Origin of the sequence: Methylobacterium fujisawaense (assembly GCF_014138435.1) — a bacterium.
Taxonomy (GTDB): domain Bacteria; phylum Pseudomonadota; class Alphaproteobacteria; order Rhizobiales; family Beijerinckiaceae; genus Methylobacterium; species Methylobacterium fujisawaense.
In genome coordinates, this window is sequence record NZ_JACJIM010000001.1 from 726,274 (window position 1) to 744,441 (window position 18,168).

An 18,168-nucleotide genomic window follows, 5' to 3' on the forward strand; every position below is an offset into this window, starting at 1 on the left:
TAACCTTCTTCCTGGAACTCGCCCTCACGGTCGGGGGAAGCGGGTTTTCGGCTTCATCTGCGCCGTGGCGTTCGCGACGATGCTTGCGGTCGTCGCAGGACTGACGCTGTCCGGGGTGGCGACGGTCTGCCACGACCTCTGGGTCAACGTCGTTCGCCATGGGCATTCCTCCGAGTCCGAGCAGCTCACGGTCGCGCGGATCGCGACGGTCGCCATCGCCGCCCTGGCGGTGTTCCTGGGCATCGTCTTCGAGGGTCAGAACGTCGCGTTCATGGCCGGGCTCGCCTTCGCCGTCGCGGCCTCCGCGAACTTTCCCGCGCTGCTTCTGTCCATCACCTGGAAGCGGTTCATGACCCCGGCGGCGGTCGCCAGCATCGGCGTCGGGACGTTCTCCGCCCTCCTGATGATAGGGCTGTCACCCACCGTTCAGGTGGACATGCTCGGGAAGAACCTCGCCGACGCCTCGCGAGCCTGGTGGTTCGTCCCGATGAAGAACCCGGCCATCATCAGTATGCCGCTGTCCTTCATCGTGGCGGTCGCCGTCTCGCTCCTCACTCGAGAGGACGGCGTCGCGAGCACCTTCCGCGAGATGCGCCACCGGATCATGTTCGGGAAGGCGCGGGAAGCCTATCCGGAACGCTGACTTCTGGTCTCCGACGCAATGGGATGGGGTGTCGATTGACGCCCTGTCCCCGCGTTCAAGCTCCGGCGGACGGTCTGTCGGTATCAAGAGGCCTGAGAGGGACGGAGAGCGTTCTCGCCGCTGAAGGCCGGCGTGCGTGCGAGACCCTCCGACGGGACACCATGCTTGGTAGGACCGCACCGTGGCCCGGTTCACTGCCGCGGCGTCGTGATCGTTGTGTGGATTGTCTGCTGTCACGATGCCCCGCCTGCACCTCGTCCCGTCGCTTCCGCCGATGCCGCGCTTCCGATTTTTGACCGATCTGTGAGATTGATTGGCATCGACCTTGCGAATCTCCTGTCCGCCCGCTTCCGGTCACCGGACCCGAAGCGCGACGTCGAGAGGAGTTCGGGGGATGAGTGCGATGGACCGTCGAAAGGTGCTGAAACTGGCGATGGCGTCCGCAGCCGGCACCGTCGCGATGCCGTTCGTCGCGCGGAAGGGCCTCGCCGCCGAACCGATCAAGCTCGGCAGCCTGCTCGACGGATCGGGCGCGCTGGGCCTCGAAGGCAAGCGGATGATCGAGACCACCGAGTACGCGGTCGAGCAACTTAACAAGGCCGGCGGGCTGCTGGGGCGGCCGATCCAGCTCATCGCCTACGACACGCAATCGTCGATGCAGCTCTACACCCAGTATGCCCAGCAGCTCGCGCTCAAGGACAAGGTCGACGTCATCCAGGGCGGCATCACCTCGGCTTCACGCGAGGCGATCCGGCCCATCTTCGACCGAGCGAGGACTCTCTACTTCTACAACACCCAGTACGAGGGCGGCGTCTGCGACCGCAACGTGTTCTGCACCGGGTCGACCCCCGCGCAGACCGTCAACCACATCGTCGATTATGCCCTCAAGACCTGGGGCAAGAAGGCCTACATCATCGCGGCGGACTACAATTACGGACACATCACCGCGAGCTGGATGACGAAGTTCATGAAGGACGGCGGCGGCTCGGTGCTGGGCACCGACTTCTTCCCCCTCGACGTCACCAACTTCTCGTCCGCGATCAGCCGCATCCAGCAGGCGCAGCCCGATCTCGTCCTCTCGGCACTGGTCGGCGCCAACCATTCGGGCTTCTATCGCCAATGGGACGCGGCGGGCATGAAGTCCAAGATTCCGGTCGGGTCGAGCGTGTTCGGGCTCGGCGACGAACTGACGACGATGGATCCCTCCACGACGAACGGGATCATCACCTGCTACGGCTGGTACAACGACCTCGACACACCCGCGAGCAAGGCCTTCGTCGCCGGCATGCAGGCGAAGTTCGGCGCCGACGTCACGGATCTCAGCGAGCTCGACACCGCCACCTACGAAGGCATCCTGTTCTGGGCCGAGGCGGTGAAGAAGGCCGGCTCGATCGAGCGCGACAAGGTCATCGCCGCCCTGGAGAGCGGCCTGTCGATCGAGTCCCCGACCGGCAAGGTCACGATGGACGGCGCCACCCACCACACCATCCGCAACACCTATCTGGCCCGCCCGAAGGACCGGAAGTGGGAGATCCTCGCCACCTTCCCGAACTCGTTCCCGGCCGATACCGGCGGCGCCTGCGATCTGATCAAGAATCCGCGCACCAACAAGCAGTTCACGCCGGACCTGAAGGGCTGAGGGCGATGGATCTCGCCGGACTGCTCGCCTTCAACGTCATCACCGGCATCGCCACCCTGGTCCTGATCACCCTCGGCCTCGGGGTGATCTACGGGATGATGCGGATCATCAATCTCGCCCACGGCGAATTCATGATGCTCGGCGCCTACACGGCGGTCATGGCGAGCGGGGCCGGGGTCAACATCTGGATCGCGATGCTCGTCCTGCCGCCCCTGGTGGTCGGCGCGATCGGGCTGATCCTGGAGCGCACCGTCATCCGCTTCCTCTACGGGCGGATGATGGACACGATGCTCGCCACCTGGGGCATCAGCCTGGGCTTGATCGGGCTGATCACCACGCTCTACGGCAACGTGGTGCGCGGGGTCTCGACGCCGGTCGGCAGCTTCGACATCGGGCGCTACGGGGCGAGCCTCTACAGCCTCGTCATCGTGGCGACGGCTTTGGCCGCGCTGGGAGCGATGTTCCTGGTGCTGCGCTTCACCAAGTTCGGCCTGATCCTGCGCGCGACCATGCAGAACCCGCGCATGGCCGCGGCGCTAGGGGTGCAGCCGAACCGCATCTACATGGCGACCTTCGCCCTCGGCGCCGCCCTGGCGGGCCTTGCCGGCGGGGTCCTTGCCCCGATCTCGGGCGTCTCCCCGGCCATGGGCGCGGCCTACATCGCCCGCGCCTTCATCACCGTTCTCGGCGGCGGCCCCGCCATCGTCACCGGCACCGGCCTCGCTTCCAGCCTGTTCGGCGTCATCAACGAACTCGTCTCGTTCAAGACGACGCCGGTCATCGGCGACGTCGCCCTCCTCGTCGCGGCGATCCTGCTGATCCGCGTCCTCCCGCAAGGCATCACCGGCCGCTACCTGAGGCGCAGCCTATGACCTCCGCAGCCCCCGCCCGCCGGCTCTCCGCCGCGGGATTCCTGGCGACCCTGGCCCTCGGCCTCGCCATCCTGTTCGGGGCGCCGCACGCCCTCGATACGTTCGGCCTCGTTCAATGCACCGGCTTCGCGGCGCTCGCGATGTTCGGCCTCTCGCAGGGCTTCGTCTGGGGCTTCGCGGGGGTGATGTGCTTCGGGCAGGCCGCCTTCCTGGGGCTCGGCGGCTACGCCTACGCGGTCGCGGTCCTCAACATGGGCGACAGCAGCGTGCCGGTGCTGCTGTCGATCCTGGTGCCGATGCTGTTTGCCGGCCTGCTCGGCTACTTCATGTTCTACGGCCGGATCAGCGACGCCTATATCGGCGTCATCACGCTCACCGTGTCGGTGATCCTGTTCCAGCTCGTCAACGCCACCTCGGGCAGCCAGTACCGGATCGGCGTGGCGGAACTCGGCGGCTTCAACGGCATCCCGGCGATCCCCGCCCTCAACGCGCCCGGCCATCCCGACGAGCCCCTGGACATCGAGGGGATCTGGTACGCCGCGATGGGCGCGCTGATCCTCGTCTACGCCCTGCTGCGGGGGATCCTGGCGAGCCGCCTCGGCCGCGTGGTGGTGGCGATCCGCGAGAACGAGACGCGGGCGCAGCTGATCGGCTACGACCCGCGCCTCTACAAGCTCATCGCCTTCATGATCGCCGCCGGGGTCGCGGGCCTCGCCGGCTGCCTCTACGCCAACTGGGGCGGCTTCATCAGCCCGACGGTCTTCGCCCTGCCGATGTCGGCGCAGGTGATCATCTACGTGCTGGTCGGCGGTCTCGGCACCCTGATCGGGCCGATGCTCGGCGCGGTGCTGATCCAGGCGCTGATCATCGCCGCCGGCAGCCAGAGCGCGGTGGATTCCAACCTCGGCCTCGGTCTCGTCCTGGTCGGCTTCGTCCTGCTGGTGCCCCAGGGCCTCGTCCCGGTCGCCCGCAGCCTCGGCCTGCGCCTGCTGGAGCGGCGGCCGCGCAGGGTCGCCGGCACGGCGCAGGACGGGCTCGCCACGGGGAGCGCACGATGAACGCCCCGAGCCCGCTCACGGGCCATCACGGCGCGCCGCTGCGCCCCCTCGTCGAGGCTCGCGGCGTGACCATGCGGTTCGGCGGCGTGACCGCGGTGGCCGATGTCGACTTCACCCTCGGGGAGGTCGAGCTGCGCTGCCTGATCGGCCCCAACGGCGCCGGCAAGAGCACCTTCTTCAAGATCCTGACCGGTCAGCTCAAACCCACAGAGGGCCGGATCCGCCTGCGCGACACCGACATCACCGGGGCCGAGCCCCACGCCATCGCGCGGCTCGGCGTCGGCATCAAGACGCAGGTGCCCAACGTGTTCAACGGCCTCTCGGTCCACGAGAACGTCTTCGTGGCGGCCGGGCGGCGCAAGTCCATCGCCCGCACCCGCCGCATCGTCGACGAGACGCTGACGCGCCTCAACCTCACGGGCATCGCCGGGCGGACCGTCGGCCAGCTCGCCCACGGCCAGCGGCAATGGGTCGAGATCGCCACCGTGCTGGCCCAGGAGCCCGAGCTGATCCTCCTGGACGAGCCCGCAGCCGGCATGACCCACGAGGAGGTCCACCGCACGGCGGAGCTGATCCGCGAGATCAACCGCACCCACGCCCTCATCGTGGTGGAGCACGACATGCCGTTCATCCGGATGATCGCCAAGACCGTGACGGTGTTCAACCAGGGCCGGATCCTCATGGAGGATACGGTGGACGCTGTGCTGGCCGATGCCCGCGTCCGCGACGTCTATCTCGGCAAGCAGGCCGCCTGACATGACCGCCTCAGCCAGCCCGCCGCTCCTCTCCGTCGAGGGCCTGCATTCCGGCTACGGCCGCATCCCGATCCTCGGCGGCGTCACCCTCGCGGTACGCCCGGGGGAGTTCGTCGGCATCCTCGGCCACAACGGCATGGGCAAGACCACGCTGCTGCGCACCCTGATGGGCTACCTGCCGGCCACCGCCGGGGAGGTCCGGTTCGAGGGGGCCGACATCACCCGGCGCAGCCCGACAGCCCGGGCCCGGATGGGCCTCGGCTACGTCCCCCAGGGCCGGGAGATCTTTCCGGCGCTCAGCGTGCGCGAGAATCTGCGCATGGGCTGCCTCCTGTCGAAGCGCGGCGAGGACGAGACCATCGCCGACATCCTCGCCACCTTCCCCCGGCTGAAGGCCTATCTCGACCGGCCCGGGGGCGCCCTGTCGGGCGGCGAGCAGCAATTGCTGGCACTCGCCCGCTGCCTCTGCGGCGGGCCGACCATCCTGCTGCTGGACGAGCCGACGGAGGGCATCCAGCCCTCGATCATCGAGGAGATCATCGAGATCCTCCTGCGGATCGGGCGCGAGCGCGGGATCGCGCTGCTCCTCGTCGAGCAGAACCTCACCTGCATCACCGGCCTCTCGGAGCGCATCCTGATCCTTCAGAAGGGCGTCATCACCCGCGAGGTCCCGCCCGAGGTCGCACGCGACCGATCGCTGATCGACGAATTCGTCGGCATGGCCTGAGCCGCCGACGCCCCGCCTGTCCGTCCCAAGCCCGGAGTTTCCGATGGATGCCGCCCCGACCGACGCGCCCGATCTCGCCGGGATGCTGTCCGAGATGACCGTCGCCGACGCCCAGGCCGCCTTCGCGCGCGGCGTGACGGCCGAGGCCCTGACCCGAGCCTTCCTGGCCCGGATCGAGAACTACAACCCGCGCTACAACGCGGTGATCTTCCTCAACCCGCACGCCGTCGAGGAGGCGCGGGCGATCGACCGCCGCCGGGCCGCCGGCGAGGCCCTCGGGCCGCTGGCCGGGGTGCCGGTCGTGATCAAGGACACGATGGACGTCGCCGGCCTGCCAACCACGGCCGGCTGGCACTTCCTCTGCGCCAAGGCCGGGGGCGTCGACCTGATGCCCGCCACCGACGCGCCCGTGGTGGCACGGATGCGCGCGGCCGGCTGCGTCATCCTCGGCAAGACCAACGTGCCCGTGCTGAGCGCCACGGGCAGCCACGCCAACGACAGCTGGGCCGGCCCGACGCTCAACGCCATGGCGCCCGACCTCCTGCCCGGCGGATCGAGCGCCGGCACTGCGACCGCCGTCGCCGCCAGCCTCGCGGTGTTGGGGCTCGCCGAGGAGACCGGCGGCTCGATCCAGAACCCGGCCTCGGCGCAGGGTCTCGTCGGCATCAAGCCGACCTTCGCCCTGGTGCCCAATACCGGGGTGGTCCCGCTCGCCGGCAGCACGCGCGACGTGGTCGGGCCGATCGCCCGCTGCGTGCGCGACGCGGCGCTGACCCTCGATGCCTTGGCCGGCTACACCGCGGCCGATCCGAAGACCGTGGCCGGGATCGGCCGCCGTCCGAAGGGCGGCTACGCTGCCAAGCTGTCCGAGACGGCCCTGCGGGGCAAACGCCTCGGGCTCTACGGGCCGGGCTGGCGCGACCGGGCCCTCTCCGCGGAGACGATCCAGCTCTACGCCCGGGCCCAGGATGAGATTGCCGCACGGGGCGCCACCCTGGCGGCCGATCCCTTCGCGGGCAGCGGCTTCGCGGACCTCGGCCAGCCCGTCGCCGGCCTCGATCACTACGACGCCCGGGGCATCGAGAGCGTGCTCTACGACCTCCACCACTATCTGCAACGGCTCGGTCCGCAGGCCGCCTACCGGACCCTCGCCGAATTCGATGCCGCCACGAAGGCGGAAGATCCCCTGGCCCCGGGCGGCGTCCTCGACTGGATGAATCAGGTGCCGGCCTTCGCGGCCTGTCGCGCGGATCCCCTCGCCCCGCCGGATCTCTCGGATTTCCTGGCGGCGCGCGAGCGCTACCTCGACATCTTCACCGCGGTCATGGCGGAGCAGGGTCTCGACGCCCTGGTCTTCCCGCAAACCCGCGACGCGGTGCCGGCCCTGCACGGGTCGGAGACGATCCACGAGACCACCGTGTGCGAGATCAACATCGCCGGGCTGCCGGGCGTGGTCGTGCCGGCCGGCCGCTACGCCTCGGGCTCGCCCTTCTGCCTGATCTTCGTCGGGCCGCTCTGGAGCGAGGCCGACCTCCTCGGGCTCGCCTACGATTACGAGCAGGCGACCCGCCACCGCGCGGCCCCCGACCTCCGGGCTTGAAGGGATAGCGCCCCGCCGCGAAGGCGGCGGGGGCTACCCGGCCGGCAGAGCCGGCGTCGGATCGGCGGGATCCTCCCGGCGCAGCGCGACGCCGCTGGTGCCCTGGGCCAGCATCGCCCGCAGCAGCGCCTCCATCTGCCCGGCGGCCGCCTCGACCGAAAGGCCGCCCTCCCGGATGTTCGAGATGCAGTTGCGCCGGGAATCGGGCAGCCCCGGCTCCGGGCCGAACGTCACGTAGCAGCCGAGGCTGTCCGAGGCCGACAGGCCCGGCCGCTCCCCGATCAGAACCACGACGCAGCGCGCCCCCAGCCGCGCCCCGATGGGATCGCCGATCGCCACCCGCCCCTGGCTCGCGACGACCACCGGGGCGAGGCTCCAGCCCGCCCGGCGCACCCGCGCGGCGAGCGCGGCGGCGGCGGGGACCGCGTTCAGCGCGACCGCCGTGGCCGAGAGCCCGTCCGCGATCACGATGGCGACGTCGAAGCCCGGCCCGTGACCGTCGAGCACCGTGGCGGATTCCGGAGCGAGGCTGCGGCCCCGGTCCGGCCGGCGCAGGTACTCCGTCCGGTCGGACACGGCGGAGCGGACCTCGACCGACTCCAGGCCCTGGGCCCGCAGCGCTGCGCCGATCGCGGCCGCGTCGAGGGGCGTCCAGACCGCCTCGCGGGCGCGGGCATGGTCGAGGCCGAAGGCGAGCGCCGCGCCGGTGGGAAGGCCGGCGCCGTGCGCGCCCAGCGCGATGCGGGCCTGGGTCAGCCCGCGCAGATCGCGCAGCGTCGGGGTGCCCGCGTGGGCCGGCTTGGCCGGCTTCGCCGGGTCGCTCACGCGGCCCGCCCGGGCAGGAGCCGGGAGGCCGCGGCGAGGGCCGGGGGCAACTCACCCGTGGCGCTGGTGAGCCGGCCCTGCGCGTCCGTGATGCGCACGTCCCGGAGCCACGCCTCGAATTCCGGGGCCGGCGGACGGCCCAGGGTCTCGCGGGCGAAGACCGCGTCGTGGTGGGACAGCGACTGGTAGTTCAGCATCACGTCGTCCGCCCCCGGCACGGTGATGACGAAGTTGACGCCGGCCGCGCACAGCAGGGTCAGGAGCGCGTCCATGTCCTCGCCGTCGGCATCGGCATGGTTGGTGTAGCAGACGTCCACGCCCATCGGCAGGCCGAGCAGCTTGCCGCAGAAGTGGTCCTCCAGCCCGGCCCGGATGATCTGCTTGCCGTTGTAGAGGTATTCGGGGCCGATGAAGCCCACGACCGTGTTGACGAGGAGCGGGTCGAACTCGCGCGCCACCGCGTAGGCGCGCGCCTCCATGGTCTGCTGGTCGACGCCCCAATGGGCGTCGGCCGAGAGGGCCGAGCCCTGGCCGGTCTCGAAATACATGACCTGGCCGCCCGCCGGGCAGCGGCCCAGCGCCCGCGCCGCCTCCGAGGCCTCGCGCAGGACGGCGAGGTCGACGCCGAAGCCGGCATTGGCCTTCTGCGAGCCGGCCACCGACTGGAACACGAGATCGACGGGCGCGCCTTTCGCCATGGCCTCGATCGCCACGGTGACGTGGCCGAGGCAGCAATGCTGGGTCGGCACGTCGAGGCGCAGCCGCAGGGTCTCCAGAAGCTCGACGATGCGGATGTAATCCGGCAGCGAATCGGTGGCCGGGTTCACCCCGATGACCGCGTCGCCCGAGCCCATCAGCAGGCCGTCGAGGGCCGAGATCAGGATGCCCTCGGACGAATCGGTCGGATGGTTCGGCTGGTTCCGGGTGGCGAGGCGTCCGGGCAGGCCGATCGTGGAGCGGAAGCGCGTCACGACCGGCCGCTTGGCGGCCACCGCGACGAGATCCTGCAGCCGGCAGATCTTCGAGACCGCCGCGACCATCTCGGGGGTGAGGCCGGGCGCGAGGGCGGCGAGCGCCCGCGCGTCGGCGGCGGGGGAGAGCAGCCACTCGCGGAAGGCGCCGACCGTGAGGGACGAGACCGGCGCGAAGGCCGCCGCATCGTGCCGGCGGGCGATCAGGTCCGAGACCTCGTCCTCCTCCGAGGGGATCAGCTCCTCGGCCAGGAAGGTCTTCAGCGGCAGGTCCGCCAGCGCGATCTGCGCGGCCAGGCGCTCGACCGGCCCGTCGGCGCAGAGGCCGGCGAGCTGGTCGCCGGACCGCTCCGGCGTCGCCTTGGCGAGGAGGCGGCGCAGGTCGGGGAAGGTGAAGCGTGTGCCTTCGATCGTCGTCGCGTAGGCCATGGCGGGCGCTCCCGGCGCGCTGTCGGACGTCAGGGACCCCGATCCTGCAGGATGTCGAGGGCGGCCTCGTGCAGGTCGGGCGTGGCGGCGGCGAGCACCCGCCCGTCCGAGTCGAGGGTCAGCGCGGAGCCCGCCCAGTCGGTGATCACGCCGCCGGCCGCCTCGATCACCGGGACGAGGGCGAGGTAATCGTAGGGCTGGAGGCCGGTCTCCGCGACCAGATCGCAATGGCCGGAGGCCAGCAGACCGTAGGCGTAGCAATCGCCGCAGAACCGCCGGATGCCGACGCGGTCGACGAGGCGCCGGTAGCGCGCCGCGTCCGAACCGGAAAAGCCGTCGGGCGTGGTCGTGAAGAACCGCGCCGCGGCGAGGGACCGGCAGGTGCTGGCCCGGGTCGGCGCCCCGTTGAACGTGGCCGCGCCCGGCATGCCCGCCCAGCGCTCGCCGAGGGCCGGCATGTCGATGACGCCGACCAACGGCCGGCCGCCGTCGAGGAGGGCGATCAAGGTTCCGAACAGCGGCAGTCCGGTCACGAAGCTCTTGGTGCCGTCGATCGGGTCGATGACCCAGACCGGGCCCTCGCCCGGCGTCACACCCATCTCCTCGCCGACGATGCCGTGCTCCGGAAAGCGCGCCGCGATGCGCTCGCGCAGGAGCGCTTCGATCGCCCGGTCCGCCAGGGTCACGGGGCTCGCATCCGCCTTTGCGATGATGTCGAGTTCCGTGCGGAAGTGGCGCATCGCCACCGGTCGGGCCGCGTCGGCGAGCCCGGTCGCGAAAGCCAGAATCTCGCCTGCGGAGGGAAGCGCTTCCGGCATGGTTAGAGCGCCTTCAGGAAAGCAGGCCACCGCGTGTCGTTCATGATCGAGCGGGCGCGCATGTGTTTCCAGATGCCGTACTTGTAGAAATCGAAGTCGAGGTCCGAGATGCGGTTCTGCACCATCGCCCAGGTCGACCATTTCACGTCGGCCAGAGCTTTATGCACCATCAGCCGAGCGAAGAGCTGGTCGCTGTACCGACCGAAATACATCTCGATCACCGTGCGATCGACGTCCTCGGAGAAGAACATTTCTCCGCTCCAGATCGCGAGATCGTAGAGGCGATCGTTGTTGGAGGCATATTCGAAGTCGATCAGCAGGATCGAACCGTCCTCGCCGATCAGGAAGTTGCCGGGCATCGGATCGTTGAAGCAGGGCACGAGGTCGATGCCGGAGGCCTCCAGGGCAGCCCGTGCGAGGCGCGTCTGACGGGTGAGCCAAGCCTGATCGGGCGGCAGCAGCGCGCCGAGGTCGACGGCCTGACGGTCGTGCTCGTCGATCATGTCGAACACCGTCTTGGTTAGCGGCAGCAGAGGCGCGTCGTGGAAGCGACGATAGAGGGCAATCGCCTCGCTGCGCACGGCCGCGTCGGCGAAGTCGCGGTTGGTGGAGGGCCGGCGGCCCTCCACGAACTCCGCGATCTCCACGTCTTCCGCGTCGAGATAGTCGAAGGTGCGCGGGCCGAGGCCGATCGCCTCCGCCTGCCGGCTCGCGGCGCGGGCGGCGGCCCGATCGATGAACATCTCGGTGCCCCGCCCGGGCATCTTCACGAAATAGGGGTGCGCCTCGCCCGCGACCTCGACGCGCCAGTTCGTGTTGCTGATGCCGCCCAGGACCGGCCGATAGTGCATCGGCCGCCCCTGCCACGGGGCAACCCGGTGAAGGGTCGCCTCGAAGGCTCGCTCGGCCTCGGTGCGTCCGCCTCCGAAAGGGATCATGCCGCGCTCCTCACAGCGTCCTCAGGGTTTCCTCGAAGTCCGGGCGGCTGACCCGCGTGCGGCAGCGCAGAAGTCGCCAGCTCGCATATTTCCGGAACTCCAGGCTGCGCCGGGGCGAGACACGGTCCATCGCGAGCGCCCGCAGACCCCAGTACAGATCATCGGCGGCGGCGTAGGCGCGGCAGCGGCTGAACACGTCCGCCCGGCAGGTCCCCTCAGCGATTTCGATGCCAAGTCGCATCTCGCTCTCGAACGGACAGGCCTCGTTGAGGAAGGCGCCGAGCTGATGATGCGGGTCGGTATCGCAGGCCATGTCGAAGTCGACGAGGCGCAGCGCGCCGTCCGGCGCGAACAGCAGGTTGGAGGCGTGCGGGTCGGCGTGAGCCGGACGGCACCCGGTCCCGGCGGCGGCGAGCGCCGCCTCGATGGCGTCGCCCCAGTCGAAGAGGAACCACGCGTCCGGCGGCAGGTCCGCCGGCAGGGTCTCGCCCTCGGCGCCGAGGGCCGCGCGCAGGGTCCGGATGCCGTCGAAGACGCTCCACCGGCGGCCGAACGGCGCGCCGGCGCCGATGCGGTCGAAGGCCCCGATCACCGCCGTCATGGCATCGGGCTGGCGCAGGCGGTCGAGGGAGGCCGGGCGCCATTCGGGGCCGAGGCGGCGGAACAGGATCGCCCCCTGTGCCTGCGCCAGATGCAGCGGCTCGGGGCCGAGCCCCAGCACGGCGATCCGCGTCGCGGCCTCGAACGCGGCGGCGGGGTCGATGAGAGCGGCCGCGGCCGGCTCGGTGACCTTGAGGAAGTAGTCCGGGTCCGCATCCGGCGCCGGCGCCACCAGGAAGGTGGCCGACTCGACGCCGTGGTACGACGGCGACGCCGCGCCCGGGCACGCCACGCCGTAGCGGACCGGCCGGTTCGCCAGGAGGGGGATCGCCGCGAGGGCCTCCTCGGCCAGCCGCTCGTGAGCGCCGTCGGGCGCGCCCGGCGCCTTCACCGGACCTCTCCCCCGGTGCCGAGGGCCGCGAGACCCTCCGTGGCCAGCAGCATCAGCATGTCGGCCAGGACCTGGGTGCCGAAGGCCTGATCCTCCGGGGTGGCGAACTCGGTCGGATGGTGCATCACCCCGTCCCGGCAGGGCACCGCCAGCACGATCGCCGGGCAGACCGCCGCCAGGCTGATCGCGTCGTGGCCGCCGATCGTGTCGAGGGGCCGGGGCGGCGCGTCATTGCGGGCGCCGGCCCGCTCCGCGAGCCGGACGAGGCCGAGATGCATGGCGCCCGCGGGCCGCAGATCGATGGCGCGGACCTCCGATTCGACGCCGGCCCGCGCCGCCGCCGCGGCGATGAATGTCCTGAGCCGTGCTTCTGCCTCCTCCAGGATCGCCGGCGCGCCGGAGCGCAGCTCGATGAACAGAACCGCCTCGCTCGGGACGGTGTTGGGCGAGTTCGGGAAGACCTCCAGCCGCCCGACCGAGGTGTGCAGGTCGAGCCCGTAATCGGCCACCATGTCCTTCAGGTCGGCGATCAGATAGGCGGCCGCCAGCAGGGCATCGCGGCGCTCGGCCATCGGGGTCGGGCCGGTATGGGCCTGCCGGCCGAGGAAGGCGAGGCGGTACTTGGTGGCTCCCCAGTAGCGGGTGAAGGCGCCGAACCGCTTACCCTCGCGCTCCAGCACGGGGCCGCCCTCGATGTGGAGCTCGATGAACGCGTCCGGCACGGGGACCGTGTCGGTCCCGGCATAGCCGATCGCCGCCAGGGCCTCGTCGACCGCGATCCCGGCGCCGTCGCGGCGCTCCAGGGCCCAGGCCAGCTCGGCCTGGCCGGCGAACACGCTGCTGCCGAGGAGGCTCGGCTGGAAGCGGGCGCCCTCCTCGTTGGTCCAGTTAGCGACGACGAAGTTGCAGGCCGACCTCAGCCCGCGCTCCGCGAGGGACGCACGCACGGCACGGATCGCCTCGCAGGCCGCGACGACGCCGAGAGCACCGTCGAAGCGGCCGCCATTGGGCTGGCTGTCGAGGTGGGAGCCGACCATGATCGTCGGCGCGTTCCCCCCGGCGAGGTCGACGCGGCCGAACTGGTTGCCGATCCGGTCGACCTGCGGCGTGAACCCGTTCTCCCGGAACCAGCCGCCGAGCCAGTCGCGGGCGGCGCCGTCCTGGGCCGAGAGCGCGAGGCGCGTCATCGACCCGTCGCCGCCGCCACCGAAGCGCGATACGGCGTCCATCATCCCGTGGAGGCGAGCGGCATCGATCCGCACGGAGGACGGCGACGGTGTCTCAGGCATGGAGCACATCCACGTTCAGGTTTCGGAAGGCGTCGGCGAAATCGCTCGCCAGGGGCGCGTTGGTGACGAGCGTGTCGACGTCGCCGAGACCGAGGGTCCGGATCGTGCCGAGCCGCCCGAATTTCGAGCTGTCGGCCAGGATCACCGAGCGCCGGGTCTGCTCGACGGCGGCGCGGCGCAGGACCGCCTCCTCCTGGCCGAGATCCATGAAGCCGTGCTCGCGATGCACGGTCACGATGCCCATGACGGCGAGGTCGTAGACGTGCTCGCGCACGGCCGCGACGGTGCGGTGGCCGAACAGCCCGCGGTAATGCGGCTTCATCTCGCCGCCGAGCACGGTCACCTGCGATTGCGGATCGTCGGCGAACAGGGTGGCGATGCCGATGGAATTGGTATGGATGGTGATCCGCCGGCCGACCAACTGCCGGGCGAAGGCCAGGGTCGTGGTGCCGGTATCGATGAAGACGGTCATGCCGTCCTCCACCAGCGCCAGGGCGGCTGTCGCGATGCGCGCCTTCTCGCGCATGCCGACGCGCGCCCGCTCGTCGAAGGGCTGATCGTCCTTCTTCTGGTCGATGACGGCGCCGCCGTAGACCCGGCGGGCATGCCCGCGCATCTCAAGGTCCCGCAGGTCGCGCCGGACCGTCTCGGTGCTGATTCCGAGGCGGCTCGCCAACTCGTTGACCGATACGCGACCGTCGCGCTGCAACTCCGTCAGGATCAGTTGCAGGCGCGGCTCGGTTATACTCATCGGCGTCCGTCTCCCCAGGGTTGTAATCCCTCGTGACGGGACGCAACCTAGGAACGGGTTGGCATGGTCCTCGACGGGCCGCAATTCATCGGACTGCGTCATCTGTTAACCTGCAGCGTCGGCGTTGACCGGCCGCGCGCCGGGAGCCGTGACGCGGTGGCAGGCGGCGAGCGCGCCCGCGCCGCGCGTCACGAGGTGCGGCCCCTCGGCCGCGCAGGGCGCGAAGGCGCGGGGACAGCGCGAGCGGAAGGCGCAGCCGGCCGGAAGGTCGATCGGGCTCGGCGGCTCGCCGTCGAGGAGGCACTCCTCGGGGCGGTAGCGGCGCTCCTCCAGGGTCGGCATCGCCGACAGCAGGGCCTTCGTGTAGGGGTGGCCCGGATCGAAGAACAAGCGCTCGTTGTCGGCGAGTTCCACGACCTCCCCCAGGTACATGACGGCGATGCGGTTGCAGGCTTTGCGCACCATCGCGAGGTCGTGGCTGATGAAGATGTAGGTGAGGCCGTGTGCCCGCTGGAGCTTCTCGAACAGGGCGAGCAGCCGGAACTGCTCGGTCTGGTCGAGCGACGAGAGCGTCTCGTCCATCAGAAGTATCTCGGGCTCGAGCACCATCGCGCGGGCGACGTTGATGCGCTGGCGCTGGCCCGCGGACAGGCCCACGGGCAGCGCGTCGTAGAGCGCGGGGCTGAGGCCGACATCGTTCATGACCGCGCGGACGCGCTCGCGGATACGGCCGGCATCCCGCCATCCGTGGGTGCGCAGGGGCGCCTCGAGCATCGCGCCGATGCCGGTGCGGGGTGGCAGCGAGTTGAACGGGTCCTGCAGCACGAGCTGGAGCTTGCGGCGGAACCCGAGGAGTGCCGGTCCCGAGAGCGGCGCGATGTCCTGCCCGTCGCACAGGATCCGGCCGCCGCTGGGGCGCTCCAGGCGGCTGAGCAGGCGCATCAACGTCGACTTGCCGCAGCCGCTCTCACCGACCACCGCGAAGCTGTCGCCCTTGTGGATGTCGAAGGTCACGTTGCGCACGGCGCGGAGCGCGCTCGTCCCCGCGAAGGTCCCCCGCTCCCGCACCCGGTAGGTCTGCGACACGTCCTCCAGGCGGATGACCGGGCTCGATTCGGACCGGTCGCGCGCAGGCTCGCCGGTGCGTGGCAACGCGGGGGAGCGGGTCCAGATGGTCGGGATCTGGGCGACCAGATCGCGGGTGTAGGCGTGCCGCGGCCGGGCGATCAGGGCCTCGGTCGGCTGCTCCTCGACGAGGCGGCCGGAATCGATGACGAGCGTGCGCGACGCGGCTTCCCGGGCAACCGGAAGCGACGAGGAGACGAACAGGATCGCCGTCTGGAAGCGCTCCGTGAGCTCGCGCATCAGGCGGATGACCTGCGCGGCCACGGTCACGTCGAGGGGCTGGGTGACGTTGTCGGCGACGAGGAGCGCCGGATCCGAGATCATCGCGTCCACCAGCAGCGCGCGCTGCATCATGCCGCCGGAGAACTGCGACGGGTAATCGTGGAAGCGCCGGGCGGCGGAGGGTATCCTGACCGCGTCGAGCAGCGCGACGACCCGGCGGCGCGCCTCCGCCGCCGCGACGGCGGGATTCACGGCCCGCATCTTCTCGGCGATCTGGTGGCCGACGGGCAGCGTGGGGTCGAGCGCGCCCATCGGGTTGGCGCCGACATAGGCGATCTCCCGGCGCAGGGGCCGCATCGCGCGCGGGGCGAGATTGAGGATGTCCTGCCCGCGGAAGCGCACCGTTCCACGCGCGGTGAGCGGCGGCTCGAGGCCGTTGACCAGGGCCTTCGCCAGGACCGTCTTCCCCGCGCCGGTGGCGCCGACCACGCCGACGATCTCCCGCGGCGCGACGTCGAACGCGATGGCGTCGAGGATACGGCGCCCGGCGACAGGCCCGGCGAGGTCGACGCTCAGGTCGCGGACGGACAGGACCGGCGGCATGTCCATCAGGCGCCTCCGTGGATCGCGTTGCGCGCGCGCTCGCACGCCGCGCCGATCAGGTTGAGGCCGATGAGCGTCAGGCCGAGGAACACACCCGGCATGGTGGCGATCCACCACGCGTTCAGCAGATACTTCCGGCCATCCGCGATGATGTTCCCGAAGGTCGGCGTCGGCGGCTGCACGCCCAGACCGAGGAAGCCCAGCGTCGATTCGAAGATCATCATCCGGGCGATGTCGAGCACCGACGTGAACAGGATCGGCGGCACGAGGAGCGGCGTCAGCAGCGTCAGCACGATCCGGGCATGGGTGGCCCCCGAGACCTGCGCGGCCCGGACATATTCGCGACCGCGCTCGGCCATCGCGACGGAGCGCATCACGCGGGCGTAGACGGGCCAGTTCGACAGCCCGAGCACGAGGATGATGGCGGGGATCGTCGGCCGGGACACGCCGAGCACGGCGATCGCCAGGATGATCATGGGGATCGAGAGCTGCGCGTCGGTGATGCGCATGAGCACCGCGTCGGTCCGGCCGCCGAAATAGCCCGCGACCATCCCGAGCGCACAGCCGATGACGAGGGTCAGCGCGGTCGAGGCGACGCCGATCAGGAAGGAGTAGCGCAGGCCGATCAGGCAGCGGACGAGCATGTCGCGGCCGATCTGGTCCGTGCCGAGCGGGTGCGCCCAGTTCCAGTGCGGACCGGCGAAAAGCGGCGGCAGCAGGCGGGCGCGGACATCCATCTTGCCGGGATCGAGGCCGCTGAGCTCGGGATAGAGGACGGTGGCCAGGACCAGGATCCCGAGCAGACCGAGGCCGACGCGGAACCCGGTCGCCCGGGCCGCCCGTCCGAGGATACGGCGCCCGATCGAGCGGGAGCGTCCCGTATCGACCGGGACGGACCCGAGGGTGAGGCTCGACTCGACGCTCATCAGTAGGCGAGCCTCGGATCGATGATCGTGGCGGCCAGATCGACGAGGATGTTGATCACGACGAAGATCGCGCTGGTGACGATGGCGATGCCCTGGATCAGCGGGAAGTCGCGCTGGAGCACGGCGTTGATGGTGAGCAGGCCGAGTCCGGGATAGTCGAGGATGTATTCGACGATGATCACGCCGCCGAGCAGGCTGGAGAACTGGACGCCGAGGAGATTGAGCAGCGGTACGGCGGCGTTGCGCAGGACATGCGCCCCGACGATCCGCGTCTCCGTCAGCCCGCGGATGCGGCCGACCGCGACATAGGCCTCGCCCATCTGGGCGGCCACGGCGCCCGAGAGGGTGCGGATCAGCACCGGCGACAATTCCACCGCCAGCACGATGGCCGGGAGGATCGTGTAGGAGAAGCCCCCGTAGCCGACCGCCGGGAGCCAGCCGAGCTTCACCGAGAACAGCAGCGCGAGCACGATCGCGAGCCAGAAGTTCGGCAGCGAGATGAAGATCGACGAGACCGCGAACGCGAACCTGTCCGCGAGGCCGCCCGGCCTCAGCCCCGCGGCGATGCCGACGAGCGACGAGAAGGCCAGGGCGAAGGCCAGGGCCAGGGCAGCGAGCTGCAGGGTCATCGGCAGGGCCTCGCCGATGAGGGCGGCAACAGGCGCGCGCTCGGCCCGGGTCGCGTCGTCGAAATTCGCGCCGCCCGTGGCCGCGCCGTTGGCAGGCCGCACGAAGCTGTGGCCGAGGTCGCCGCGCACCACCTGCCCGGCGTAGCGGCCGAACTGGACCAGGATCGGATCGCGCAGGCCCATCCGGTTGGCGATCTGCTCCACGAGGGAATCCGGCGCCATCCCGCCGACCATCAGGCGCACCGGGTCACCCGGAACGACGCGCAGGAGCGTGAAGATCAGGAGCGAGACCAGGGTGATGATGATCGCCCCCTGCGCGAGGCGCCGGGCGAGGAAGCTGAGCACGAACATCGGGCG

At 70.6% G+C, this 18,168-nt stretch carries 16 protein-coding genes and 1 pseudogene; 7 read left to right on the forward strand and 10 right to left on the reverse strand.

The genetic code is table 11. The features are described 5' to 3' along the window. Positions 1-17 precede the first annotated feature (17 nt). The 7 genes and pseudogenes from GGQ91_RS03525 to GGQ91_RS03555 all read left to right on the forward strand — a co-directional run. Positions 18-643 (forward strand): annotated as a pseudogene (locus GGQ91_RS03525) (solute symporter family protein); the annotation flags it as partial. A gap of 394 nt (positions 644-1,037) precedes the next feature. Then, entirely contained in the window at positions 1,038-2,282 is a 1,245-nt protein-coding gene (locus GGQ91_RS03530) for an urea ABC transporter substrate-binding protein (RefSeq protein WP_043389182.1), read from the forward strand. A 5-nt stretch (positions 2,283-2,287) separates the two neighbouring features. Beyond that, positions 2,288-3,154, forward strand: coding sequence for a branched-chain amino acid ABC transporter permease (locus GGQ91_RS03535; RefSeq protein WP_179697558.1), 867 nt, complete (start codon positions 2,288-2,290; stop codon positions 3,152-3,154). After that, positions 3,151-4,212, forward strand: coding sequence for an ABC transporter permease subunit (locus tag GGQ91_RS03540; protein WP_053610313.1), 1,062 nt, complete (start codon positions 3,151-3,153; stop codon positions 4,210-4,212). The genes GGQ91_RS03535 and GGQ91_RS03540 overlap by 4 nt, the downstream gene beginning before the upstream one ends. Further along, a complete protein-coding gene (locus GGQ91_RS03545) occupies positions 4,209-4,967 on the forward strand; it encodes an ATP-binding cassette domain-containing protein (protein WP_052083746.1) in 759 nt (252 codons plus the stop codon). The genes GGQ91_RS03540 and GGQ91_RS03545 overlap by 4 nt, the downstream gene beginning before the upstream one ends. Position 4,968: 1 nt before the next feature. Further along, positions 4,969-5,694, forward strand: a complete 726-nt coding sequence (locus GGQ91_RS03550; protein WP_182591349.1) for an ABC transporter ATP-binding protein — start codon at positions 4,969-4,971, stop codon at positions 5,692-5,694. A 43-nt stretch (positions 5,695-5,737) separates the two neighbouring features. Continuing rightward, on the forward strand, positions 5,738-7,294 hold the full coding sequence (locus GGQ91_RS03555; protein ID WP_182591351.1) for an amidase: 1,557 nt from the start codon (positions 5,738-5,740) through the stop codon (positions 7,292-7,294). Between the two features lie 33 nt (positions 7,295-7,327). Here the strand turns inward: GGQ91_RS03555 and eutC are convergent, their stop codons facing one another. From eutC to GGQ91_RS03605, 10 genes are all read right to left on the reverse strand, one after another. Further along, positions 7,328-8,119: an ethanolamine ammonia-lyase subunit EutC gene (gene eutC / locus GGQ91_RS03560; RefSeq protein WP_182591352.1), complete on the reverse strand. Its 792-nt coding sequence runs from the start codon at positions 8,117-8,119 to the stop codon at positions 7,328-7,330. Further along, entirely contained in the window at positions 8,116-9,519 is a 1,404-nt protein-coding gene (locus GGQ91_RS03565) for an ethanolamine ammonia-lyase subunit EutB (RefSeq protein WP_182591354.1), read from the reverse strand. The genes eutC and GGQ91_RS03565 overlap by 4 nt, the downstream gene beginning before the upstream one ends. 29 nt (positions 9,520-9,548) lie before the next feature. After that, positions 9,549-10,337, reverse strand: a complete 789-nt coding sequence (gene hisN, locus GGQ91_RS03570; RefSeq protein WP_182591355.1) for a histidinol-phosphatase — start codon at positions 10,335-10,337, stop codon at positions 9,549-9,551. 2 nt (positions 10,338-10,339) lie between these two features. Beyond that, entirely contained in the window at positions 10,340-11,275 is a 936-nt protein-coding gene (locus tag GGQ91_RS03575) for a phosphotransferase (RefSeq protein ID WP_043387991.1), read from the reverse strand. Positions 11,276-11,285: 10 nt separating this feature from the next. After that, positions 11,286-12,266: a phosphotransferase gene (locus GGQ91_RS03580; RefSeq protein ID WP_043759974.1), complete on the reverse strand. Its 981-nt coding sequence runs from the start codon at positions 12,264-12,266 to the stop codon at positions 11,286-11,288. After that, positions 12,263-13,555, reverse strand: coding sequence for a Zn-dependent hydrolase (locus tag GGQ91_RS03585; protein ID WP_182591357.1), 1,293 nt, complete (start codon positions 13,553-13,555; stop codon positions 12,263-12,265). The genes GGQ91_RS03580 and GGQ91_RS03585 overlap by 4 nt, the downstream gene beginning before the upstream one ends. After that, positions 13,548-14,306, reverse strand: a complete 759-nt coding sequence (locus tag GGQ91_RS03590; protein WP_182591358.1) for a DeoR/GlpR family DNA-binding transcription regulator — start codon at positions 14,304-14,306, stop codon at positions 13,548-13,550. The genes GGQ91_RS03585 and GGQ91_RS03590 overlap by 8 nt, the downstream gene beginning before the upstream one ends. A 105-nt stretch (positions 14,307-14,411) precedes the next feature. Then, entirely contained in the window at positions 14,412-16,256 is a 1,845-nt protein-coding gene (locus GGQ91_RS03595; RefSeq protein WP_182591483.1) for an ABC transporter ATP-binding protein, read from the reverse strand. A gap of 5 nt (positions 16,257-16,261) precedes the next feature. Next, positions 16,262-17,182: an ABC transporter permease gene (locus GGQ91_RS03600; RefSeq protein ID WP_182591359.1), complete on the reverse strand. Its 921-nt coding sequence runs from the start codon at positions 17,180-17,182 to the stop codon at positions 16,262-16,264. Then, positions 17,182-18,162, reverse strand: a complete 981-nt coding sequence (locus tag GGQ91_RS03605; protein WP_043347197.1) for an ABC transporter permease — start codon at positions 18,160-18,162, stop codon at positions 17,182-17,184. Before GGQ91_RS03605 ends, GGQ91_RS03600 begins: the two co-directional genes overlap by 1 nt. Positions 18,163-18,168: the final 6 nt, after the last annotated feature.

What these genes read in the sequence shown, in the direction of transcription:
- GGQ91_RS03605 (WP_043347197.1), bottom strand. Translation starts at nt 18,162, where the DNA reads ATGTTCGTGCTCAGCTTCCTCGCCCGGCGCCTCGCGCAGGGGGCGATC.
- GGQ91_RS03590 (WP_182591358.1), bottom strand. Translation starts at nt 14,306, where the DNA reads ATGAGTATAACCGAGCCGCGCCTGCAACTGATCCTGACGGAGTTGCAG.
- hisN (WP_182591355.1), bottom strand. Translation starts at nt 10,337, where the DNA reads ATGCCGGAAGCGCTTCCCTCCGCAGGCGAGATTCTGGCTTTCGCGACC.
- GGQ91_RS03540 (WP_053610313.1), top strand. Translation starts at nt 3,151, where the DNA reads ATGACCTCCGCAGCCCCCGCCCGCCGGCTCTCCGCCGCGGGATTCCTG.
- GGQ91_RS03535 (WP_179697558.1), top strand. Translation starts at nt 2,288, where the DNA reads ATGGATCTCGCCGGACTGCTCGCCTTCAACGTCATCACCGGCATCGCC.
- GGQ91_RS03595 (WP_182591483.1), bottom strand. Translation starts at nt 16,256, where the DNA reads ATGCCGCCGGTCCTGTCCGTCCGCGACCTGAGCGTCGACCTCGCCGGG.
- GGQ91_RS03550 (WP_182591349.1), top strand. Translation starts at nt 4,969, where the DNA reads ATGACCGCCTCAGCCAGCCCGCCGCTCCTCTCCGTCGAGGGCCTGCAT.
- GGQ91_RS03530 (WP_043389182.1), top strand. Translation starts at nt 1,038, where the DNA reads ATGAGTGCGATGGACCGTCGAAAGGTGCTGAAACTGGCGATGGCGTCC.
- GGQ91_RS03545 (WP_052083746.1), top strand. Translation starts at nt 4,209, where the DNA reads ATGAACGCCCCGAGCCCGCTCACGGGCCATCACGGCGCGCCGCTGCGC.
- GGQ91_RS03555 (WP_182591351.1), top strand. Translation starts at nt 5,738, where the DNA reads ATGGATGCCGCCCCGACCGACGCGCCCGATCTCGCCGGGATGCTGTCC.
- GGQ91_RS03600 (WP_182591359.1), bottom strand. Translation starts at nt 17,182, where the DNA reads ATGAGCGTCGAGTCGAGCCTCACCCTCGGGTCCGTCCCGGTCGATACG.
- GGQ91_RS03565 (WP_182591354.1), bottom strand. Translation starts at nt 9,519, where the DNA reads ATGGCCTACGCGACGACGATCGAAGGCACACGCTTCACCTTCCCCGAC.
- GGQ91_RS03585 (WP_182591357.1), bottom strand. Translation starts at nt 13,555, where the DNA reads ATGCCTGAGACACCGTCGCCGTCCTCCGTGCGGATCGATGCCGCTCGC.
- GGQ91_RS03575 (WP_043387991.1), bottom strand. Translation starts at nt 11,275, where the DNA reads ATGATCCCTTTCGGAGGCGGACGCACCGAGGCCGAGCGAGCCTTCGAG.